The 21,997-nt window shown below is 53.9% G+C and carries 16 protein-coding genes; 13 read left to right on the top strand and 3 right to left on the bottom strand.

Annotation, left to right across the window (positions count from 1 at the left end):
- The 6 genes from rodA (at window position 1) to lipB (ending at window position 5,709) form a co-directional block, all read left to right on the top strand.
- Window positions 1-1,161, top strand: a complete 1,161-nt coding sequence (gene rodA / locus QEN58_RS10975; protein WP_280103702.1) for a rod shape-determining protein RodA — start codon at window positions 1-3, stop codon at window positions 1,159-1,161.
- Window positions 1,162-1,262: 101 nt separating this feature from the next.
- Window positions 1,263-2,324 (top strand): lytic murein transglycosylase B, encoded by a 1,062-nt coding sequence (gene mltB / locus QEN58_RS10970; RefSeq protein WP_280103701.1) that lies wholly within the window; start codon window positions 1,263-1,265, stop codon window positions 2,322-2,324.
- Window positions 2,321-3,310 (top strand): septal ring lytic transglycosylase RlpA family protein, encoded by a 990-nt coding sequence (locus tag QEN58_RS10965; protein ID WP_280103700.1) that lies wholly within the window; start codon window positions 2,321-2,323, stop codon window positions 3,308-3,310. Before mltB ends, QEN58_RS10965 begins: the two co-directional genes overlap by 4 nt.
- A gap of 95 nt (window positions 3,311-3,405) precedes the next feature.
- Window positions 3,406-4,620, top strand: coding sequence for a D-alanyl-D-alanine carboxypeptidase family protein (locus tag QEN58_RS10960; RefSeq protein WP_280103699.1), 1,215 nt, complete (start codon window positions 3,406-3,408; stop codon window positions 4,618-4,620).
- 112 nt (window positions 4,621-4,732) lie between these two features.
- Window positions 4,733-5,044: an HP0495 family protein gene (locus tag QEN58_RS10955; RefSeq protein ID WP_280103698.1), complete on the top strand. Its 312-nt coding sequence runs from the start codon at window positions 4,733-4,735 to the stop codon at window positions 5,042-5,044.
- A gap of 2 nt (window positions 5,045-5,046) precedes the next feature.
- On the top strand, window positions 5,047-5,709 hold the full coding sequence (gene lipB, locus QEN58_RS10950) for a lipoyl(octanoyl) transferase LipB (protein WP_280103697.1): 663 nt from the start codon (window positions 5,047-5,049) through the stop codon (window positions 5,707-5,709).
- 103 nt (window positions 5,710-5,812) lie between these two features.
- Here the strand turns inward: lipB and lipA are convergent, their stop codons facing one another.
- Entirely contained in the window at window positions 5,813-6,877 is a 1,065-nt protein-coding gene (gene lipA / locus QEN58_RS10945; protein WP_280103696.1) for a lipoyl synthase, read from the bottom strand.
- Between the two features lie 520 nt (window positions 6,878-7,397).
- Between lipA and QEN58_RS10940 the strand changes: the two genes are divergently transcribed.
- The 6 genes from QEN58_RS10940 (at window position 7,398) to QEN58_RS10915 (ending at window position 15,222) form a co-directional block, all read left to right on the top strand.
- Window positions 7,398-10,028: a DUF3141 domain-containing protein gene (locus QEN58_RS10940; protein WP_280103695.1), complete on the top strand. Its 2,631-nt coding sequence runs from the start codon at window positions 7,398-7,400 to the stop codon at window positions 10,026-10,028.
- A 313-nt stretch (window positions 10,029-10,341) separates the two neighbouring features.
- Entirely contained in the window at window positions 10,342-12,969 is a 2,628-nt protein-coding gene (topA, locus tag QEN58_RS10935) for a type I DNA topoisomerase (protein ID WP_280103694.1), read from the top strand.
- Window positions 12,966-13,427 (top strand): DUF6586 family protein, encoded by a 462-nt coding sequence (locus QEN58_RS10930; protein ID WP_280103693.1) that lies wholly within the window; start codon window positions 12,966-12,968, stop codon window positions 13,425-13,427. The genes topA and QEN58_RS10930 overlap by 4 nt, the downstream gene beginning before the upstream one ends.
- A gap of 52 nt (window positions 13,428-13,479) precedes the next feature.
- The gene (locus QEN58_RS10925; RefSeq protein WP_280103692.1) at window positions 13,480-13,944 is read left to right on the top strand and encodes a 2-hydroxyacyl-CoA dehydratase; all 465 of its coding nucleotides are present in this window, start codon (window positions 13,480-13,482) and stop codon (window positions 13,942-13,944) included.
- 154 nt (window positions 13,945-14,098) lie between these two features.
- Window positions 14,099-14,728 (top strand): L,D-transpeptidase family protein, encoded by a 630-nt coding sequence (locus QEN58_RS10920; RefSeq protein ID WP_280103691.1) that lies wholly within the window; start codon window positions 14,099-14,101, stop codon window positions 14,726-14,728.
- A gap of 230 nt (window positions 14,729-14,958) precedes the next feature.
- Complete coding sequence (locus tag QEN58_RS10915) at window positions 14,959-15,222, top strand: Lpp/OprI family alanine-zipper lipoprotein (RefSeq protein ID WP_008956598.1); 264 nt, start codon at window positions 14,959-14,961, stop codon at window positions 15,220-15,222.
- A 179-nt stretch (window positions 15,223-15,401) separates the two neighbouring features.
- On the opposite strand, the gene QEN58_RS10910 is transcribed toward QEN58_RS10915, so the two are convergent.
- The gene (locus QEN58_RS10910; protein ID WP_280103690.1) at window positions 15,402-16,577 is read right to left on the bottom strand and encodes a L,D-transpeptidase family protein; all 1,176 of its coding nucleotides are present in this window, start codon (window positions 16,575-16,577) and stop codon (window positions 15,402-15,404) included.
- A gap of 111 nt (window positions 16,578-16,688) precedes the next feature.
- Entirely contained in the window at window positions 16,689-20,138 is a 3,450-nt protein-coding gene (mfd, locus tag QEN58_RS10905; protein WP_280103689.1) for a transcription-repair coupling factor, read from the bottom strand.
- A 232-nt stretch (window positions 20,139-20,370) separates the two neighbouring features.
- Here mfd and QEN58_RS10900 point away from each other — a divergent pair, with 232 nt between their 5' ends.
- A complete protein-coding gene (locus tag QEN58_RS10900) occupies window positions 20,371-21,825 on the top strand; it encodes a glyceraldehyde-3-phosphate dehydrogenase (protein ID WP_280103688.1) in 1,455 nt (484 codons plus the stop codon).
- Window positions 21,826-21,997 lie beyond the last annotated feature (172 nt).

Here is a 21,997-nt window from a genome sequence, read left to right as displayed (position 1 = left end):
ATGCCCTTGCATTATATAGCCCGTTCGATGCGTGGCCACCCCGTGCGTCCGCCCGAAAGTGGCATCGCCAGGCGCAAAAGTATTTGGGAGCGGATTCATATCGACCCCTGGCTGCTTGGCTTGCTGTTACTGCTGATGGGGAGTGGTTTAATCGTTCTTTACAGCGCTTCCGGGCAATCCATTGATGTGGTGATTTCCCAGGGCGTGCGCTTTGCTATTGCGCTGGTAGGAATGGTGATTATTGCCCAATTTTCGCCGTCTACTTTTTTACGCTGGGCGCCGCTCGCCTACGGCGTCGGTGTCGCCATGCTAGTTGCCGTTGATGTGGTGGGCGATGTGGGGATGGGGGCTAAGCGTTGGCTAGTGATTCCTGGGGTGATTCGTTTTCAACCTTCGGAAATGATGAAGCTCGCTGCTCCGTTAATGGTGGCTGCCTATCTTAATCGTTGCGAACTGCCGCCTCGGCTGCGTGATATTGTTGTGTGTGCGGTCATTATTGGCGTGCCTGTCGTGCTAACAGCGATCCAGCCAGATTTAGGAACCTCACTGCTGGTGTCCAGTGCAGCCCTGATTGTGGTGCTGCTGGCAGGCTTGTCGTGGCGTTTGATCGGATTTATTGCAGCGCTTGGAGCCGCGGGGGTGCCCCTGCTCTGGATGAATATGCATAACTACCAGCGCCAACGGGTATTGACGTTTCTTAACCCTGAAAGCGACCCATTGGGAGCTGGATGGAACATAATCCAATCGACCACGGCCATTGGCAGTGGCGGGTTATGGGGTAAGGGCTGGTTGCAAGGCACTCAGTCACAGCTCGAGTTTTTGCCGGAGCGGCATACGGATTTCATTATTGCCGTTCTTGGCGAAGAGTTTGGGTTGGTCGGTATGTTAGTGTTGCTGTGTCTGTATTTATTGATTGTGAGCCGCGGTTTGTGGATGGCAAGCGCAGCACAAGACACCTTTGGTCGCTTGGTCGCGGGCAGCATTATTTTAACGTTTTTTATCTACGTGTTTGTCAATATGGGGATGGTGAGCGGCATTCTACCCGTGGTGGGTGTGCCGCTGCCGTTGGTCAGTTTTGGTGGCACCTCAAGCGTGACCTTGTTAGCGGGTTTCGGTATTCTCATGTCGATACATGCTCACCGCCGGTTGCTGTCGCGCTAGCCCTGGTTCAGACGCCTTGTTGTTCGATATTTATGTTGCTCGGCAATGGAAAACTCAGGCATGGATGATTCTGGAATGAATAGCTCAAGAGTGGAGAGCCAATGAACAAGGTTCAAGGGAAGACGAGCAGCTATGTGTTGGCCGCGCTGATTTGCTGTGCAGCGCCTGTGGTGTTTGCCGATCAGCCTTCACCGGAATCTCAAGCCGCTGTTCCTCAGCACTTTGCGCCTCAGCAGAATGCAGACACCCAAGCGCTAATGGAAGAACTGGTGGAACAAGGGCTGCCCCAAGTATGGCTGGAAGAAGCGCTAGGGCAGGCGGATTACACCCAGAGCGTGTTAGACGCGATGAAAGGAGCCGCAGAACGACGCCTTAAGTGGCATGAGTACCGGGCTATTTTTCTGACCCCGCAGCGTATTAAAGAGGGCGCGGAATTTATCGACGCCCATGCCGACGCTTTAGCACGAGCTGAAAGCACATACGGCGTACCCGCCGAGGTTATTGCCGCCATTATTGGCGTTGAAACCTATTATGGTCGCCATAAAGGCCAGCACCGCGTTCTGGATTCACTGGCTACGCTGGCGTTTCACCACCCGACAAGGGGCGACTTCTTTCGCGGTGAACTAGCGGCCTTTTTACGGATCGCCTACGAGCAACAGGTCGATCCTGCCGAACTACGTGGCTCCTATGCGGGAGCCATGGGTTATCCGCAGTTTATACCCACCAGTTATCAAGCCTATGCCGTGGATTTTGATGACGACGGGCGTCGTGATCTTTGGGAAAATCCGGTCGATGCGATTGGCAGCGTCGCTAACTACTTTGCAGAACATAATTGGCAGCCGGGAGCTGATATTTACCATCAGGCCAGTGGACCCGACGTACTGCCGGTAGATCTACTGCAGGAACTCTCATTTAATCAAACGTCACCTCCCATGGTGAGCATTGCTCAGCTGGCCTCGAATGGGCTTGAACCCAGCGAACCGTTAGATGGTGATTTATTGGTTGTACCGCTGGCGCTTGAATTTGCCGATGGGGAAACCCGTTATCGATTAGGCGAGTATAATTTTTATGTGATCACTCGCTACAACCATAGCCACCTCTATGCCATGGCCGTAGCCGAGTTGGCAGAAGCGATTGCTGAACTGCATGAGGATGAGGCATGAATAGAAAACTGACGATGACCCGGCGAGCGAGTGGCGTAATCGCCTTGTTAGTGCTGGTCAGCGGCTGTGCCAGTAATGGCACTCAACGGGTAGACGCGCCCGCCAGCCCCAGTCAGCCAACGACGGCCCCTGATTCGATGTCAGCCAATACCGGCGGTGGTCGCTATGCCATGAGTGGTGATGCCTATCCGCTTGAGCCGCCGGACGTTACCAAGGTGCCTGATGCCGAGCCTCGGATTGAGCAGCCGTCCCGTGCTGGAAACCGTTCTAGCTATGAAGTATGGGGTAAAACCTACCACGTACTGCCTGATGCATCAGGCTATGAAAAACGTGGCACGGCCTCCTGGTATGGCGAAAAATTTCATGGCTATGCGACGTCTAACGGTGAAATCTACGACATGTATAAAATGTCAGCGGCGCACCGTTCGTTGCCTCTGCCCACATTTGCGCGAGTCACCAATGTAGATAACGGGCAGTCGGTAATTGTCAGGGTAAATGACCGTGGTCCCTTCCATAGCGACCGGGAGATTGATCTCTCCTACGCTGCAGCCTCACGCTTGGGCTTTCTTGAGAACGGTACCGGGTCAGTTAAAGTTGAAGCGATCAATCCTGAGCAGTGGCTCGCCGAGCGCGGCAGAGGCGGTAACATTTCCACGCAGGCAAGGGGGGCGGAGGCAGCGACTGCGCCAGAGGTGTCTGTAGCATCAACATCAGCACCAGCTTCCGCATCGCCAGGTTCGCAGTCACCGTCTAGTCAGAGTGAGACAGGTGACGCAGTGTATCTACAGATCGCGGCGCTAGGTAATCCTGAAGGGGCTCAGCAGTTACAGCAGCGCTTACAACATGAACAGCCCCATGCGGTGCGTATTACGAGCGACGCCGACGTTTATCGTGTCCAAGTGGGGCCCATTACGCCGGGGCAAGAGACTCAGGCGCGAGAAACACTGCGCCAAGCAGGGTTCCCCCAGGTCTTTGTTGTGCGATAATTCACCCCCTATTATTCCTTGTGGCGCGTCTTACGCGCCGCCGTTTTTACAAGCAAGCTTTGCAGGTAAGCTTTCAAGTTAAGTGAGACAATCGTATGAACGTGTTTACATCCATTGGTCGTTCTGCACGGCTGTGCCTTTTTGCTGCCATGGTCACAGTTGCCGTACCTGCCAGTGCCCAATCAGTTCCGCAACCAGCAGTTCCGCAGCCGCAGACCATTATTCCTTCAGCCCCTCAGTTAGCGGCAAGTTCGTGGATTCTGTTGGATGCTAATAGTGGCCGTATCTTGGCCGAGCATAATTCCGATGAACGTCTGCCTCCGGCGAGTTTGACAAAACTAATGACCGCCTACTTGGTCGAGCGTGAGCTAAATCGTGGCACCATCAAGCTCACTGATATGGTTAATATTAGTGAGAACGCTTGGCGTACCGGCGGCTCGAAAATGTTTATTGAGGTAGGTGATCAGGTTTCAGTTGATAACCTGCTTCATGGAATCATTATTGTGTCGGGTAACGATGCCAGTGTCGCCATGGCAGAGCATTTGGCGGGTGGCGAGGCCCCCTTTGCCGACCTGATGAACCAGCATGCCACGCGGTTGGGCATGGATAACACCAATTTCCAGAACGCTACTGGGCTGCCGGCTGAAAATCACTACTCAACGGCCCATGATCTTGCGCGGTTATCCCGGCATATTATTAATGATTACCCCGACCACTACGAAATCTACTCCCAGCGCACTTTCTCTTATGGCGGTATTGATCAGCCCAACCGTAACCGTTTGTTGTGGCGCGACCCGTCAGTAGATGGTCTGAAAACTGGCTGGACAACAGAAGCAGGCTTCTGCCTAGTGTCATCGGCAAAGCGTGAAGATATGCGCTTGATTTCAGTGGTGATGGGCACCAATTCTGACGAAGCACGCGCGCAGGAAACCCAAAAGCTACTTAGCTACGGTTTCCGCTTCTTTGAGACCATGAAGCTCTATGAGCGTGGTGCCGTGCTGGCAACGCCGCGGGTTTGGGGTGGCGATATCAATGAGCTACGCGTCGGTGTTGATGAAGAGGTCTTTATGACGCTGCCGCGCAACCGCAACGAAGAGCTGCGCGCACGGCTAAACCTCGACACAGACCTTCAGGCTCCGATTGCCATTGGCGATGAGGTCGGGACGCTGGAAGTTCATTTGGGTGACGAAGTGGTCGGTGAACGCCGCCTAGTGGCGCTGGAAAACATCGAAGAGGGTGGACTCTTTAAACGCTTGTTCGATCAAGTGCAGCGCTTCTTTAGTAATCTGATTAGTAATTTTACGGATTAATTATAGCCTTACGACCGGTAGGTTGATTGGCTCTAGCGTATATCTGTAATGAGCCTAGTCTTTGTGAAAATCAGTCTTTGTTAAAATACAGTCTTTGCGAAATAGGTTTGTTATGAAAAAAGGTGCTCCTCAAGGGTTGCGTGATTTACGCCAACCGGCGGTGCAAGAGCCGCCTAAAATCACTTTTCCTTGTGATTACTCGTTAAAAGTCGTCGGTGATGCCGCCGAGGACTTTCCTGCCTGTGTATGTCAGGTGATTGTGCGCCATGCCCCTGATTTTGATGCGACGACCATGCAGGTGGTTGACAGCCGCAACGGTCGTTTTCAATCGGTGCGTGTGGTAATTAGGGCGTCCGGAGAGCAGCATATTAAAGAGCTGTTTGAGGAGCTCAAGGCCACCGGCCGTGTGCATATGGTGGTGTGAACGTGGATAATGCCGTGCCGATTGAGTTGCACGATTTGGGACATCAAGCCTACCTGCCGGTTTGGGAGGCTATGCGCGCCCTGACCGATACACGGGATGCACAAACCCCAGATCAGTTTTGGTTGGTCGAGCATGATCCGGTGTTTACCCAAGGGCAGGCTGGCAAACCTGAGCATTTGTTACTGCCCGGTGATATCCCTGTGGTGCACGTTGATCGGGGAGGCCAGGTCACTTATCACGGGCCGGGGCAGGTCGTGCTGTACCCGCTGCTGGATGTGCGGCGGAGCAAAATTGGCGTGCGCGATTTAGTTACTGCGCTGGAAAATGCCGTGATTGACGTTTTGAATAGCTACGGTGTAAGTGCCCGAGCTCGGCCCGATGCCCCCGGTGTTTATGTGATGACAGAAACGGGTGAGGCGAAGATTGCTTCACTCGGCCTACGTATTCGGCGCGGGGCAAGCTTTCACGGCGTGGCGTTAAATGTAGATGGTGACTTAGCGCCTTTTTTGCGCATTAACCCCTGCGGCTATGCGGGTATGCCTATGGTGAAGTTGGCTGAATTGGTGACGTTGCCAAGCGATCATCGGGTAGGTGAGCAGTTGGCCGAAGCGCTGGCCAAACGGCTAAATCGCGAATTGGTTAGTGTTGATCAATCGCCGCTATGAAAACTGGGCCATTGTTTTAAAAAACCGGTTTAAACGGGGCTCATAAAGCGGGGCTTAAAGCCAACTCAGTAGCAGTAAGCCCCGTATAGCGCTTGATTCAGGCTTATCCGACGTTGAACGCTGGAATAATATTGGGGTTTGCTTCCTGTTCCTGGCCGGGAACCGCGGCAGGTGAGGCGAGCCCCAGATTGTTTTTCTCAAACACGCGATCGGCGCGGTAACTCGAACGCACCAGCGGTCCAGAAGGCACTTCCATAAAGCCTTTTTCCAGTCCAATCACGCGGTAGCGATCAAACTCTTCAGGCGTTACCCAGCGCTCCACCGACAGGTGATTTTTGGTGGGGCGTAGGTATTGGCCTAGCGTGACAATATCGACACCAATCTCACGCAGATCGTCAAACGTTTGCAAAATCTCTTCATCGGTTTCACCCAAGCCCAGCATCAGGCTGGTTTTGGTGATGATATCTGGGCGGTAGCGCTTGGCATGGGCGAGGACATCAAGGGTTTTACGATAACCTGCCCGACGGTCTCGCACGCGGCCTGTCAGCCGCTCCACGGTTTCCACGTTCTGGGCAAATACTTGCAGACCAGAGTCGACGACGCGTTCGATAGCGGCAAGCTCACCATCGAAGTCTGGCGTCAAAGCTTCCACTACTACTTCGGGGGTGCGTGCTTTGATCGCGCGAATGCAGTTGGCGTAGTGAGTTGCGCCGCCATCGTCAAGGTCGTCACGGTCGACTGACGTCAGTACGATATAACGCAGACCCATAAGCTCTACGGATTTGGCTGTGTTTTCGGGCTCTTCGTGGTCTAGCCAGCCTTGGGGGTTGCCGGTGTCTACCGCGCAGAATCGACAGGCGCGGGTGCATACCGAGCCCATTAGCATGATAGTGGCTGTACCGTTGCTCCAGCACTCGCCCATATTGGGGCAGTGGGATTCGGCACAAACGGTGCTTAGTCGATGGGTGGCGACGTTTTTCTTGACCGCCTCAAAACGCTCACCGCCGGGGATTTGTGCCCGTAACCACTTGGGTTTTCGCTCAAGCTCAACAGAAGGGGCCTCTGGCTGCGCTTTGCGCTGCTTCATGCCATCCTTGATCACCGACATGCCATGCTCGTTACGGTATTTTTCACCGCTGGACACGCGCTGCGAGGGGTTATTGCTCATAGGGACAGAGCCTCTCTTCTGTGCGGTAGGCCGAAGGTATAAAAGGGTTTAACCCCGTTCAAAGCCTGCCAATTGAAAGCTAATTAATACGAAGTATGCACGACATTTTATCGTGCTAGTTACCACTAATGTAACATATCTCGCTATTAACAAGACACCGTAAGCCACTACTCGCCTTCAGGGTGAAAGTATCGGTAAACAGGCTACACCGTGGCTGGTCAAGGGGCTGGAGGAGGCTTGAAAATGGCGGCGATGGAGCAGATTAGGGGACGACATAGCAACCTCGCAGTGGACACCCTTGTACCGTAAGGGTTAATACCAAAATCAGGCTTCATCGCCAGGACAAAGCATGCTAACACTGAATCTTCGACACTGCCTAAACAGGAGGTAATTAGTCGCATAAGGCGTAATTATCAGGGTTAAAGATCGACGCCGCGGACGTAGTGGCCTAAACTATATTGCATTGCAGCATCTTTGTTGTCGGGTCTGGTGCCGATGCACCAACCCTATGGGAGACCCTATGAACTTTCTTGCCAACCCACTCGCCAATCCTTTGTTTCCTGCCAACGCTTTTGTCGGCGCATGGCTAAAGCAACAAAATGGTTCCACAAACGTGCCAGGCAGCGAGGCGATCACGTCTTTTATCGACCCGTTCGGGTTTGGGCGTGCCGCCTTTGATTACTGGCGCGATAGCGTTGAACGCAGCGTTCTTTATCTTGACGTTATGCGTGAACGTGGCAATCAGTACCTTGAGCATATGGAGAAAACAAAGCCCAGCGTATTGGGTTTTGATACCGAAGTGCTGATGGATGGGCGGTCGCTACCGCGGCCAACCAACTATGAGTTGCTGCGCGTGCTGCCCCACGAAGGGACGGCAACTGATCCAGAAATGCGCCCTTTTGTAGTGGTAGACCCGCGTGCCGGGCATGGGCCAGGGATTGGTGGCTTTAAGCCGGACAGTGAGTTGGGCGTAGCGCTTAAAGCGGGGCACCCCTGCTATTTTATTGGTTTTTTGCCGTTTCCTGAGCCGGGTCAAACCGTCGAGGATGTGGTTGAGTCGGAAGTTGCGTTCCTTCGTCATGTGATTGAACTTCATCCCGAAACCACCGAAAAGCCGATGGTCGTAGGCAATTGTCAGGCGGGCTGGCAAATCATGATGGCGGCAGCCTTAGAGCCGGATGTTTTTGGGCCAATCCTGATTGCCGGTGCGCCGCTCTCTTACTGGGCAGGTGAGCACGGCAAAGCCCCGATGCGTTACACCGGCGGTATGGTGGGTGGCAGTTGGATTACGGCGCTCACTAGCGATATTGGCGATGGCTTGTTTGACGGAGCGTGGTTGGTACAGAACTTTGAGCGCCTCAATCCGGCTAATACCTACTGGAAAAAGCAGTATCACCTTTACGACAACATCGATACGGAAGCCGGCCGATACCTCGATTTTGAACGCTGGTGGGGAGGGCACGTCGTATTGGGCGGTGAAGAGATTCAGTATATTGTCGATAACCTGTTTGTTGGCAATCGACTCTCTACCGCGCAGTTGGTCACCCATGATGGGCGCCGAATCGACCTGCGCAATGTGCGCTCGCCAATAGTCGTTTTCTGCTCGCGTGGCGACGATATTACGCCGCCGCCCCAAGCATTGGGCTGGATACGTGATTTATATGAAAACACCGATGATATTATCGCGAACGAGCAAACTATCGTTTATTGCCAGCACGATACTACCGGCCACCTAGGTATTTTTGTTTCTGGCAGCGTGTCGCGAAAAGAGCATACCGAATTCACAGCCAATATGGATTACATCGACGTACTACCGCCAGGGCTTTATGAAACCGCCATATCCCCGGCCGAAAAAGGCGAAGATGCTGATCTATTTGAGCGTGACTACCTGCTCGAATTTATGCCGCGTAACTTTGAAGAGTTAGATCAGGCTGTGATGCACAAGCCTGAAGACGATCGTCGCTTTGCCACAGTGGCACGGATCTCGGAAATCAATTTGGGTTTGTACAGGCTCTTTATGCAGCCCTGGATAAAAGCCATCATGACCCCAGAGTCTGCCCGCTTTATTCGGCGTATGCACCCGATCCGATTGGGCTACAAACTGCTTTCTGACCGCAACCCGCTTTCAGTGCCGCTCCCAGTGATGGCGGAAGCGGTGCGTAAAGATCGTCACCCAGTGTCACACGACAACCTGTTTAAAGCGTTTGAAACGATGGGGTCGGATCAACTGGTGGCGAGTCTCAACGCGATGCGCGATTTACGCGATAGCAGTACAGAAAAAATGTTCATGGATATCTACGGGCAGCCACTGTTACAAGCCGCGGTTGGCCTGTATGGGGACGCCCATGTTCATCGCCGCCGCCCAGGGGCAGAGCCCGAGCACCGCCGCTTTATTGAACAGCGCCAGGAAGAGCTGCTCAAGAAAATTGCTCAAGGTGGTGCCCATGAAGCGGTTATGCGTTCGCTGATCTACGTGCTAGGTGGTGCCCCAGCCACGGATGAGCGTAACTTTAAGCGGCTACGCGCATCACGCGCGGAGCTTGAACCCGGCATTAAACTCAGTGAATTTAAACGTCTGGTGCGCGAGCAGTTCTTTATCTTAAAGCTGGATCGCGAACTGGCGTTGAACTCATTGCCTGATTTGCTCACAGGTAGCAGCAATGAAGATATTGATGGCTATATAAGCCACCTTGAGCACGTGTTTGCTGCTAGTGGCGATCTGTCAGAGCATACTGCTGATCGCTTTAATCAGGTTAAAGCGCTGTTTGATAAGGCAAGGCCCAGCAAGCCTGTAGAGAGCAAGCCGGCAGCGAACAAACCCGCAGCCAGAAAATCGGTTGCGAAGGCTAGGCCCGCTGCTGCGAAGACATCGGCGTCAAGCGTTGAAGCAGTGCCTGCTCAAGCCAAGGCCGCTGAAAAAGCTAGTCCTGCACCAGCATCTGATACGGCTAAGCCGCCCGCGACGCAAGCTGCTAAGGCTGCACCAGTGGCCAAGGATAAGCCTTTGGCCGAGGGTAAGCCCGTGCTCGAGGATAAGCCCGTGGCCGAGGAGTCGGCGCCAAAATCGGCTGCGACTAACGAACCGGTCAGTGAGCCAGCGGCTAAACCCGCTAGCACTTCGAAGGGCAAAAAGACGCCGCCTAAACGCTAGAACAGTACCTTAGCTGACCGCGCCCCCGCCTATTTGGTGGGGGCGTTTTGTTTGTCTTAATGCCTTTTGGGTTGCTGTAATGCTGGTGGCAGTCTAGTGTCTAGCTACTATTTATCTGAAATATAACCTTGGTTGTCTGAAATCTACGGATTCATCCTACGACTTGGTTGCCACTGGCGCTTAGCTAAGGGCTGGGGTAGGGTAGGCGCATTTTTTCATCCGTATCTTTTTATCGGGCGGTTTCATCCCGTCGATACGGCACCGAATTCAGAGCACGCGCTGGACAGCCCGTGCATTAGGAAAGTGGAGCACTATGGGCAAGTCACTGGTCATCGTCGAGTCGCCAGCTAAAGCGAAGACGATTAACAAATATCTCGGCAACGATTTCATCGTGAAGTCGAGCGTGGGTCACATTCGTGACCTGCCGACCAGCGGCTCAGGTAAGGCAGCCTCCGACCCCAAGGAGCGCGCGCGCCAGGCCGCAGCGACACGCAAGATGTCGGCGGAAGAGAAGGTGGAGTATAAAAAGCGTAAAAGCCAAGATCAGCTAATTCGGCGGATGGGGATTGACCCCAATAACGGCTGGGAAGCCCGCTATGAGGTGCTACCTGGAAAAGAGAAAGTCGTTGCTGAACTAAAGAAGCTGGCTGAGAAAGCTGACGCTGTGTATCTCGCAACGGATTTGGACCGCGAAGGGGAAGCCATTGCGTGGCACCTGCGCGAGACCATTGGTGGTGATGACAGCCGCTACAAACGCGTGGTGTTCAACGAAATTACCAAAAACGCGATTCAGGACGCCTTCAAGGCGCCTGGCGCGCTGAATATCCCGCGAGTAGAAGCGCAGCAGGCAAGGCGATTCCTAGATCGCGTTGTGGGCTTTATGCTTTCCCCTCTACTGTGGGCGAAAGTGGCCCGAGGGCTGTCGGCTGGTCGCGTGCAGTCAGTCGCTGTACGCCTGATTGTCGAACGCGAGCGTGAAATACGCGCTTTTATTCCTGAAGAGTTCTGGGATGTGCATGCGGATTTAGCCTCTCCCGAGGGCGAATTGGTGCGTTTTGCCCTGGTCCGTCAGGATGGCAAAGCCTTTAGGCCCACGTCTGAAAAAGATACCCTGGCGCGCATTGAACAGCTTAGAAAAGCCAATCTCGCGATTACCTCTCGGGAAGATAAGCCCACCAGTTCAAAGCCCACGGCACCCTTTATTACCTCTACGCTGCAGCAAGCGGCGAGTGGCCGGTTAGGTTTTTCTGTTAAGAAAACCATGACCATGGCCCAGCGCCTTTATGAGGCGGGTTACATCACCTATATGCGTACCGACTCCACCAACTTGTCGAAAGATGCGGTTGAGAGCGTACGTAGCTATATCGGTGAAGAGTTCGGAGAACGCTACCTGCCAGAAGCACCCAATCGTTACAGCAGCAAAGAGAGTGCCCAAGAGGCCCACGAAGCGATTCGCCCCTCCAGCGTCGAGCGCAAGGCGTCCGACTTGGCCGGTATGGAACGGGATGCCGAGCGCCTATATGAGCTGATCTGGCGTCAGTTTGTGGCCTGCCAAATGACCCCCGCAGAGTACCTTTCAAGCACCCTAAATGTGGAAGTCGATGGCTACGAGCTACGTGCAAAAGGGCGTGTGCTGAAGTTTGATGGTTATACTCGGGTGATGAAGCCTAGTGGTAAAAATGAAGATCAGACCTTGCCTGACTTGCCAAAAGGCACGCCGATGGCGTTGGAGGCGCTTGATCCTCAGCAGCACTTTACCAAGCCCGCGCCACGCTACACGGAAGCAAGCTTGGTTAAAGAGCTTGAGAAGCAGGGGATTGGCCGACCGTCCACCTACGCTTCAATCATCTCGACGATCCAGGATCGCGGCTATGTGAAATTGGAAAACCGCCGCTTCTACGCTGAAAAACTAGGCGATATCGTCACCGAGCGGTTGAAAGAGTCCTTCCCTGATTTGATGGACTTCTCGTTCACCGCACGCATGGAAGATAGCCTGGATGAAGTCGCTGAAGGCGAACGCAACTGGCAGGCGCTGCTGGATGCCTTCTATGGCGAGTTCCGTGAAGAGCTGGCCAAGGCGGAGAGTGAAGATGGCATGCGCCCCAATCAGCCAGTACCGACGGATATCGATTGCCCAAGCTGTGGCCGTCATATGCAGATTCGCACCGCTTCCACCGGGGTTTTTCTGGGCTGTAGTGGCTACAATTTACCGCCTAAAGAGCGCTGCAAAACCACCATTGATCTGATTCCCGGTGAAGAGGCGGTGGCCGAAGACGCGGGCGATGAGGCTGAAACCAATGCACTGCGTGCCAAGCGCCGCTGCCCCAAGTGTGGCACGGCGATGGACAACTACCTGATCGATGAAACGCGTAAGCTGCACATCTGTGGCAACAGCCCCGACTGTGACGGCCACGAAGTAGAAAGTGGCAAATTCAAGATCAAGGGCTACGACGGGCCGATCATCGAGTGCGACAAGTGCGGCTCTGAGATGCAACTGAAATCAGGCCGCTTTGGCAAGTATTTTGGCTGTACCAATAGCGAGTGTAAAAATACGCGTAAACTATTGAAAAGTGGCGAAGTGGCGCCGCCAAAAATGGATCCCATTCCGATGCCGGAACTGGCCTGTCAAAAAGTTGACGACCATTACGTGCTGCGTGACGGAGCAAGCGGACTGTTTTTGGCCGCTAGCAAGTTCCCTAAAAATCGCGAAACACGGCCGCCGCTAGTGAAAGAGCTAAAAGCGCATGCCGATGAGCTGCCCGAGAAGTATCACTTCATTCTTAAAGCGCCGAGTGAAGATCCGGATGGTCGTCCGGCCCAAATCCGCTACTCGCGTAAGAGTAAAGAGCAGTACGTGATGACCGACGAAGAGGGCAAGGCCACCGGCTGGAAGGCAATGTTTGATGCCGGTAAATGGCATGTGGAGGACAAGCGTAAGTGAATGCACGGTCACGAACCAACCAACTGCTCTACCAAGCGGAGCTGTTAGTCACCTTACCCTCAGGCGATGATGAGCATGCCACGGCGCGGCAGATGGCGCTGGAGGAGAGTGCGCTAGCGCTGTTTGAACTGGCTCTTGAGTCGTTGCTGCGCGAAGTGACAGAGCATGCTCGTCTATCGGAGCACCGCTGGACTGTCTTGCTGAGCCAAGATGGTCCGGCCCTGGCCGAGCTGCAGCGTCTGCGCGACTTAAAAGCCCAGCCTGAAAGCTGGCTGAATTGGTTGGAGTTTCAACTTGAGCGTCTGCATAGTGATGACGGTGCTGCGCGGCGCACCACGCACAACCCCGCTATGATTGCCGTGGGTAATCAAGCCGGTTTGCGCCAGCAGTTGCTGGATAATCTTCAGGCGGCCAAGCGTGAAATAGGCGCGCTGCGCGAAACCAGCCTGGAGTGGTAGTGTTTTTATTGCTATACATCGCTCAAGTCGTCAGTCATGTGAGGAGATTATGATGCGCTATAACCAGGTGAAAGATTTAATCGAATGGGCGACGGGGTTTCATGCCCGTATGGCTCAGCAGTACAGTGAAGCCGCCGACAAAGCTGACAATGAGCGCCTGGAGATGGCGTTTAATTACTTGGCCAGCCGCGAGCTGAAAATGAAAACGGGCCTTGAAGGCCTCTCTCACGATGGCGCTGATCATTCAGAAGTACTGGAGTTATGGTTCGATGATTCGAGCGATTTCCCCCAGCCACCTGAATTGGATCGCTTGGCGGAACAAACGATTGCTGGCTCGATAGAAGATGCGATGAGAACTGCCACGTCGGCGCATCAGCGTCTTCAAGCGCTCTATGAGCATCGCGCTGCGCGAGCGAAAATTGAGCCTGAGGAGGCGTTTTTCGACGCCCTGGCTCAAGGTCATAATGCCGAGATACGCCATATAATGGCGAGCATCGAAGAGTTGCAGGGCGTTTGATGGGGCTTCAATTTGTGGATTATCGGTTACTCCTCTTCAAGACGTCAGACGTGTACATGACGAAATTACTAACGGCGAATCTGGGAATAAGGTATAACAGCCACCAGATGTGTCTAGTCGTTCAACCACGGGTTAACTTGTTTCGAGAGCTGTCATGTTTTTAGTTAATCGCCGCCGATTTTTAGCCATGGTGTTGAGCTTACCAGCCGTGGCCAGTGCCGCTGTCACTGCGCCCAGCCAGGGCAGCTCCACCGATCTCGTAGAAACGATGCTGAGTCGCGCCCATGTGCCGCGTCATAGTAACGAACTATGGGTGCTTGTGGACGACAAGGAAGCCACACTCAGCGTGTTTCGTGGTAACGCGCTGGTGGAGCGGTTTGCACCCATATCACTTGGCCGAGCTGGGGCTAAAACCCAACGGGTTCGCGGCGATAATGTGACCCCCATGGGTGAGTTTCATATCAACCGTTTCAATTACGAAAGCCAGTGGCGTACTTTTATTGGCATTGATTACCCTACCCCAGTGCACGCTAGAATGGCGCTGGAAAAAGGGATTTATTCCCAAGCTGATTATGACGATTACTTCGACTACTATCGACTTTACGGCAAACCACCGCAAAACACTGCACTGGGCGGGGCGATTGGAATTCATGGCCTTGGAAGCGCAGATCCCGATATTCATGGGCGTTATCACTGGACCCAGGGGTGTGTTGCCGTTACCAACGAGCAAATTGATCGCCTCGTAGCGCTAGTGGGTGTTGGCACTCGAGTAGTGATCCGTTAAGCTATCGCCGTTGATGGAAGTTCGAGGTTTTAAATAAGTGGCTATAGACAACCGCTGTGGTCTATTATAAAACAGCGTTTGACTTGCGTGCTTTGCAGCACAAGTCAGTGAAAAGAACCTGCACCGCAGGTAGACAAATTTAAGCTAAGAACTTATTCTAATTTAAGTGACTAGTATTATTTTTGTCATACCCTTAACGTAGTACCCAAGGACGACTCAAGGAGAACATTATGACTCTGAAAACTACTCTGAAGATGACTGCTGCTGCCGCTTCTCTGGCAATTCTTGCTGGTTGTGCTTCTACCGGCGCGCTGGAAGAAGTTCGCATGACTGCAGAATCTGCACAGGCTGACGCTGCAGAAGCACGTAGCATGGCTTCACAAGCGATGAACACTGCAAACCAAGCCCAGCGCGACGCGCAGGCTGCTCTGCAGATGTCTGAGCAGAACCGTGAAGAAATGAACCGTATGTTCCAGCGTTCCATGCAGAAGTAATTCTGCTTGGGCTGCTGAGGGCGTCAACTGACTCTCTCAGCAGCTGTTGGAAGAAAGCTGTAGTTAGTTAAGACATTGAAAGCAAGACGCCGTAAGTTAAGGCGTCAGACCAGAAGGTTTTGATACTAGCTACGCAAAAAACCCCGCCAAGGCGGGGTTTTTTGTTGCCAGATGTTCGGTTAAGCGTCTTTATCGCTTTCAGTGCTGGCGCTGAGCTTGAGCTCTTCAATCAGCTCGACAGGCTCTGGTTCTGGTTGAGGTGCCTGAGGACCAAAGAGGGCGATAAATTGGCCGTCAGGGGCTTCGACGGCGCGCTGAATCCGTTCAGCATCTATTTCAACATCTTTGTCAGTTAGCTCGGTGACCCGCTCCAGGGCGTTTAGCAGCGGTTCAAAGCCTTCCACGTTCTCTTCAAGTTGTGGAAACGACTGTACGAACAGCGTGCCGTCGGTTGCAAAGCCTGCTTTGAATGGGGCATCCATCAGGTTGACCTGAGTGCCGCTAGGCAAGCGCTCGTAGAGCGATTTGATATCTTCCGGGTACATGCGGATACAGCCGCGGCTAACGCGCATGCCCACACCATCAGGACGGTTAGTGCCGTGAATCAGGTAGCTCGGCATGGCCAGCAGGATCGCGTGCTCGCCCAAAGGGTTGTTGGGGCCTGCAGGAACCACGGAGGGGGCTGGCTCGCCACGTGCGGCTGCTTCGCGACGCATGGATGCCGGTGGAGCCCAGGCGGGGTCTTTCACCTTAACCGTTGTGCGTGTGATGCCTACTGGGGTAGCGAACTCTTCACGCCCCACGCTGACCGGATAGGTTTCGACAATACCGGGCTTGTCTGCGGGGTAGTAGTAGAGGCGAAGCTCCGACAGGTTAACGATAACGCCTTCCCGCGGCGCAGCGGGCAGAATGTACTGGGCGGGTATCACCACCTCGGTACCTACACCGGGTACCCAGAGACTGACATCCGGGTTGGCCATGCGGATCTCTTCATAGCCAATGTTGTGGCGCCGGGCGATATCGATCAACGTCTGCTTGGGGTCTTCGACAACAACGGTATAGCGCTCCCCAATGACATCGCCATTTTCAGGAAGGCGGAAGTGACCGCGGGGCAGCTCGTCCTGGTCAGCAACCTGAGCGGAGCTGTCAATAGCATCGATGCTGATTTCCTGTGCTTGCTCTTGGGTCGGCTCTTCTACCTGTTCTTGCGCCTGCTGTTCTTGCACCTGCTCTTGGGCTGGGGTGTCTGTTTGCTCTTCAGCCGGTTGCGCAAAAGCTGGGCTCACCAGACTAGCGGCGAGTAGCACGGCCAAACTGGTAGGGCCCCAGTGGGTAAGGGTATCGCGAATGTTCATGGTCGTTCCTAATATGTTGATTCACTGCTGATGCGCGTTGCTGGGCCATTAAGGTCAATCAACGACTGTTGGTCAACTGGGTCATGGCTACTGACAAGTTTGCCCCAAGCTTCACGCCGCCGCTACTTTTTGATTAAGGGTGCTAAGCAGGTTTTCAAGCTGCTCGAAGCGCTTGTCGACACTTTCCATTGGTAATTCAAACCGTAAGGTGTCAGAACCGTCTAAACGGTAGTGTTTTGGTGACGTTTGAATGAGCGTCACCAGAGTTAAGGGATCCACCTGGGTGCTGCTATCAAACAGCACTCTGCCACGGCTCTCGCCAGCCTCGATCTTGCTGATGCCCAGCTGCTCTGCACGGTGACGCAGCTTGGTCTGGCGAATAAGGTTCTTCAGCGGATTGGGTAGCAGGCCATAACGATCAATTAACTCCACCTGCAGCTCTTTGAGTTCGTTATCACTTTGCGTGTTGGCAATCCGCTTATACATGACCAGACGCTGCTGCACATCGTGAATATAATCACTCGGAATCAGCGCTGGCAGGTTGAAGTTGATTTCCACGCCGGTATTGAAGGGCGCATCGATATTGGGTGTTTTGCCTGCACGAATGGCTTTTACCGCTCGATCCAGCATTTCCATATAGAGTGTATAGCCGATGGTTTCCATCTGGCCGCTCTGTTCATCCCCCAGCAGTTCACCCGCGCCACGGATTTCCATATCGTGGCTGGCCAGGGTAAAGCCTGCGCCTAGATCATCCGAAGCGCTAATCGCTTCCAGACGCTTGATGGCATCACGGGTCATCGCTTTAGGCGGTGGCGTTAATAGGTAGGCGTACGCCTGATGGTGGCTACGCCCGACACGACCCCGCAGTTGGTGCAGCTGTGCCAGGCCAAATTTATCGGCACGTTCGATAATAATAGTGTTGGCGCTGGGCACATCAATGCCAGTTTCAATAATGGTCGAACACACCAGCACGTTAAAGCGGCGGTGGTAGAAGTCTGACATTATGCGTTCCAGACTGCGCTCGGGAAGCTGGCCGTGGGCGACCGCTACCCGCGCTTCGGGGATCAGTTCACGGATTTTTTCGGCGCTGTTCTCAATGGTTTTGACTTCGTTATGCAGTACATAGACCTGCCCGCCACGCAGTATCTCACGTAGAAGGGCCTCCTTAATGATACTGGTATCGTGCTGCTGAACAAAGGTTTTGACCGAAAGACGGCGCGCGGGCGGCGTGGCAATAATCGATAGATCACGGATGCCGCTCATGGCCATATTGAGCGTGCGCGGAATTGGGGTCGCGGTCAGCGTCAAAATATCGACTTCGGCACGTAGCGTTTTGAGCTTCTCTTTTTGTGCGACCCCGAATCGGTGCTCCTCATCGATGATCAGTAGGCCCATTTTGGGCAGCTCAACGCTTTTGGCGAGCAGCTTGTGGGTGCCGATGACGATATCCGTTTGGCCGCTCTTAATACTCTCTAACGTCTGGGTGACCTCTTTGCCGCTAGTGAAGCGGGATATCAAGCCAATATTCACGGCTGTGTCGGCAAATCGATCGCGGAAATTCTCGAAGTGTTGGCGCGCCAGCAGCGTAGTGGGCACCAATACCACCACTTGGCGGCCAGACTGTACGGCCAGAAACGCCGCGCGCATGGCCACTTCGGTTTTGCCGAAACCGACGTCACCGCAGACCACGCGATCCATCGGTTGTGGTGAGGTCATGTCGCTGATGACCGCTTCAATGGCAGCATGCTGATCGGCGGTCTCTTCAAACGGGAAGTTACCTGCAAAGCGCAGATACTCCTCGCCTGGCGCTTCATAGACCACGCCTTGCTGGGCTTCCCGGCGGGCGTAGACATCCAGCAGTTCTGCGGCGGTATCACGAATCTTCTCGGCGGCTTTACGGCGGGCTTTTTCCCACTGATCCGAGCCTAATTTGTGCAACGGGGCCAGTTCATCACTGGCCCCGCTGTAACGGGAGATCATATGCAGGCTGTCGACGGGCACATAAAGCTTGGCGCCATTGGCATAAGAGAGTGCCAGGAACTCATTTGCCTGGCCGCCGGCTTCTAAGGTTTCCAGCCCTAAATAGCGGCCTACGCCATGGGCCTGGTGAACCACTGGCGCACCCTCGCGAAGCTCCGACAGGTGGCGTACGGCAAGCTCGTTGTCATCGGTGGCTTTTTCGCGCCGGCGGCTTTGACGAACCACGTCACCAAACAACTCGGTTTCACTAATCACCGCAATGCTTGGATTATTTAGCCATAAGCCACTGTCGACTAAGCCTTCGGTAATCGCATAGGTCTGATCGCTAGCTAGAAAGTCGTGGAAGCTGTCGGTATGCGGAAGGGCGAGCTTAAGTGGCGATAGGATCTCTTCCAGCGCTTCCCGACGACCTCGCGACTCCGCCACGAACAACACGCGGGTTTGGGCGTGGGCGTGTAAGAAGGCTGATATCTCCGCCAATGGCTGCTTGGCGCGGGCATTGATAGAGAGCGTGGGGAGCGGAGCAGCTTCAGGCTGCTGCGCATGGCGTTGCTCGCTATCCTCAGTTAGCTCTATGCGCGGGCGGGCTTTGATTGCCGAAAATACGTCGTTGACCGGAAAAAACGCCCGATGGGGAGGGAGTAGCGGACGGGTCGGGTCAACGCCCAAATTTACGTAGCGGGCATCGATTGACTGCCAGTGCTGCTCGGCCGCCTCAAAAACCCCTGGCAGCATTGCTACTCGGGTATCGTCGGTCAGGTGGTCAAACAGCGAAGCTGTGTGTTCAAAAAACAGTGGCAGGTAGTGCTCAAGCCCCGGTGAAGGAATGCCTTTCAATGCATCGTTATAAAGTGGGCATTGCCGTGGATCGACGTCAAACAAGGTTTCAAACTGCTCGCGAAAACAGGCGATAGCACTACGGCTTAGCGAGTATTCGTGGGCAGGGAGCAATTCTAGCGAGTCAAGCTTATCAGTCGAGCGCTGGCTGCCGGGGTCAAAGTGGCGCAGCGAATCGATCTCATCGTCAAACAGATCAATACGGATCGGCTCATCCATGCCCATCGCAAAAAGGTCAATCAGCGCGCCGCGCATGGCGTATTCGCCGGGCTCATACACGGTTTCGACGGCGCGATAACCGGCTCGGGAGAGCGACTCACGGAACGCCTCTCGATTCAGTCTTTCACCGCTTTTAAGCGTCATTACACGCCCGGCGATGTACTCAACGGGGGGTAATCGCTGCATCAGGGTATTAATCGGCACCAGGACGATGCCGCGTACGCCATCTTGCAACTGGCGTAAGGTACGCAGCCGGGCCGAAACAATATCCTGATGGGGTGAAAAGCTGTCGTAGGGTAGCGTTTCCCAGTCAGGGAAAGGCAGCACCGGGACGTCGCTATAGAAGTAGAGATCTTGTTCAAGGCGCTGCGCGCTGGCCGTATTGGGGGTGATTACCAATAGCGGGCCTTTGGTGGCAACGCGGGAGAGTGCCAGCGCAGTCGCGCTGCCCGGCGGCGATGTCCAGTAAAGCGTATCGCGAGTCCCTTGGGGCTGGGGCGGTTCGAGCAGAGAGAATGTCGGCATAAGCAAGATATCGTTTTGCGCTGAAACGGAAGAGAGATCATACACGATCACCCGTTTCAATTAGAGTGCCGCGACGTATGCTGGCGACTGAATCGTTTTTGTGGGGCTGTTTTGTAGTGAGATCGCTATTTCTGTAATACCCCTACATGCTGTGCGACTATCCATTCATTGCGACCACTGCGCTTGCCCCGGATAATGCATTCTCTGTTTCCACTACCTGATGAGGCCGCACGTGAGTCAGCAAGCGCTCGAAAACGTTTTTCAAGAATGGCAAGGCAACGAAGCCTTGGCGGAGCAGATGATCCCATTAGTTGGGCAGCTCTATCGTCAGAATAACGTCGTTGCCACCATGTTCGGACGTTCGCTGATCAAACGGTCGGTCATCCGCATTCTTAAAGATCACCGCTACGTGCGCAAACTGGAAGGGACTGAGCTCTCCGTTGAGGATACCTATCCTATCGTGAAGGGCATGGTCGCTTTGAACCTTGGCCCCGCTCATGTAGATGTAGGCAAGCTGGCGGTGATGTTCAAGAATCAGGGTGGTGGTGATGTCGAAGCCTTCCTGCGCAAAGAGTTGCACGAAATTATTGATGGCTATCAGCCGGGTGCCAGCACCGGAGAGCCACAAGATGTGGTGCTCTACGGCTTTGGTCGCATTGGTCGTTTGCTGGCACGGGTGATGATTGAGAAAGCCGGTGGCGGTAACCTGCTGCGTTTGCGGGCTATTGTGGTGCGTGGCCGTGGGGATGTTGCCAAAGATCTTGAGAAACGCGCTAGTCTGCTGCGTCGTGACTCTGTACATGGGCCTTTTGACGGCGCCATCGTGGTTGATGCAGAGGCCCGTACGCTGACGGTCAACGGCAATGTTATTCAGGTGATTTACGCCGATTCGCCCAGCGATATCGACTACAACGAATATGATATCGACAATGCGGTAATCGTTGATAATACCGGTATCTGGCGCGATGAAGAGGGCCTGGGCCAGCACCTGAAGTGTAAAGGCGCTGCCAAAGCGCTGCTAACGGCACCGGGTAAAGGCGATATCAAAAATATCGTTTATGGCATTAACCACGAATCTATTGGCGACAGCGATCTCATCGTCTCTGCCGCGTCGTGTACCACCAATGCGATCGTCCCGGTATTGAAGGTGCTTAACGATGAGTATGGCGTGGTGAATGGCCATGTGGAAACCGTGCATGCTTACACCAATGACCAGAACCTGATCGACAATTACCATAAAGGTGACCGTCGTGGCCGCAGCGCGGCGCTGAATATGGTATTGACCGAGACAGGTGCTGCCAAGGCCGCATCCAAAGCGCTGCCTGAGCTCGAGGGTAAGCTGACCGGCAACGCCATTCGCGTACCGATTCCTAATGTCTCCATGGCCATTCTCAATCTAACCCTGGATAAAACGACTGACTCCGCGGCGCTAAATGATTACTTGCGTCGCATGTCGATTGAGTCTGCCTACCAGAAGCAAATTGACTTTGTCGATTCTGCAGAAGTGGTGTCGTCGGACTTTGTAGGCAACCGCCATGCGGGTATTGTCGATGCCAAGGCCACTATTGCCAATGGTCACCATGCGGTCATCTATGTGTGGTACGACAACGAGTTTGGTTATAGCTGCCAAGTCGTACGTATTTTGCAGCAAATGTCTAATGTGCGGTTCTTAAAGCTGCCGCGCTAACCATTTAAACGCAGGGAAGCCCGTATGCTGGGCTCTGTCGCTTATAAAACGATCAACGCCACCTAAGGGTGGCGTTTTTTTTGCTTCAATAAAGCCTTTTTTTAGTCCATATAGCACTTTTGGCGACCATCAGGGATGTGGTCATTGGACGCGCTTATCTTTATAATACGAT

This window comes from Halomonas alkaliantarctica, from assembly GCF_029854215.1.
Taxonomy (GTDB): Bacteria; Pseudomonadota; Gammaproteobacteria; order Pseudomonadales; family Halomonadaceae; genus Vreelandella; species Vreelandella alkaliantarctica_A.
Note: the sequence above shows the minus strand (reverse complement) of the source record. Positions and strands in the feature narration are given on the sequence as shown.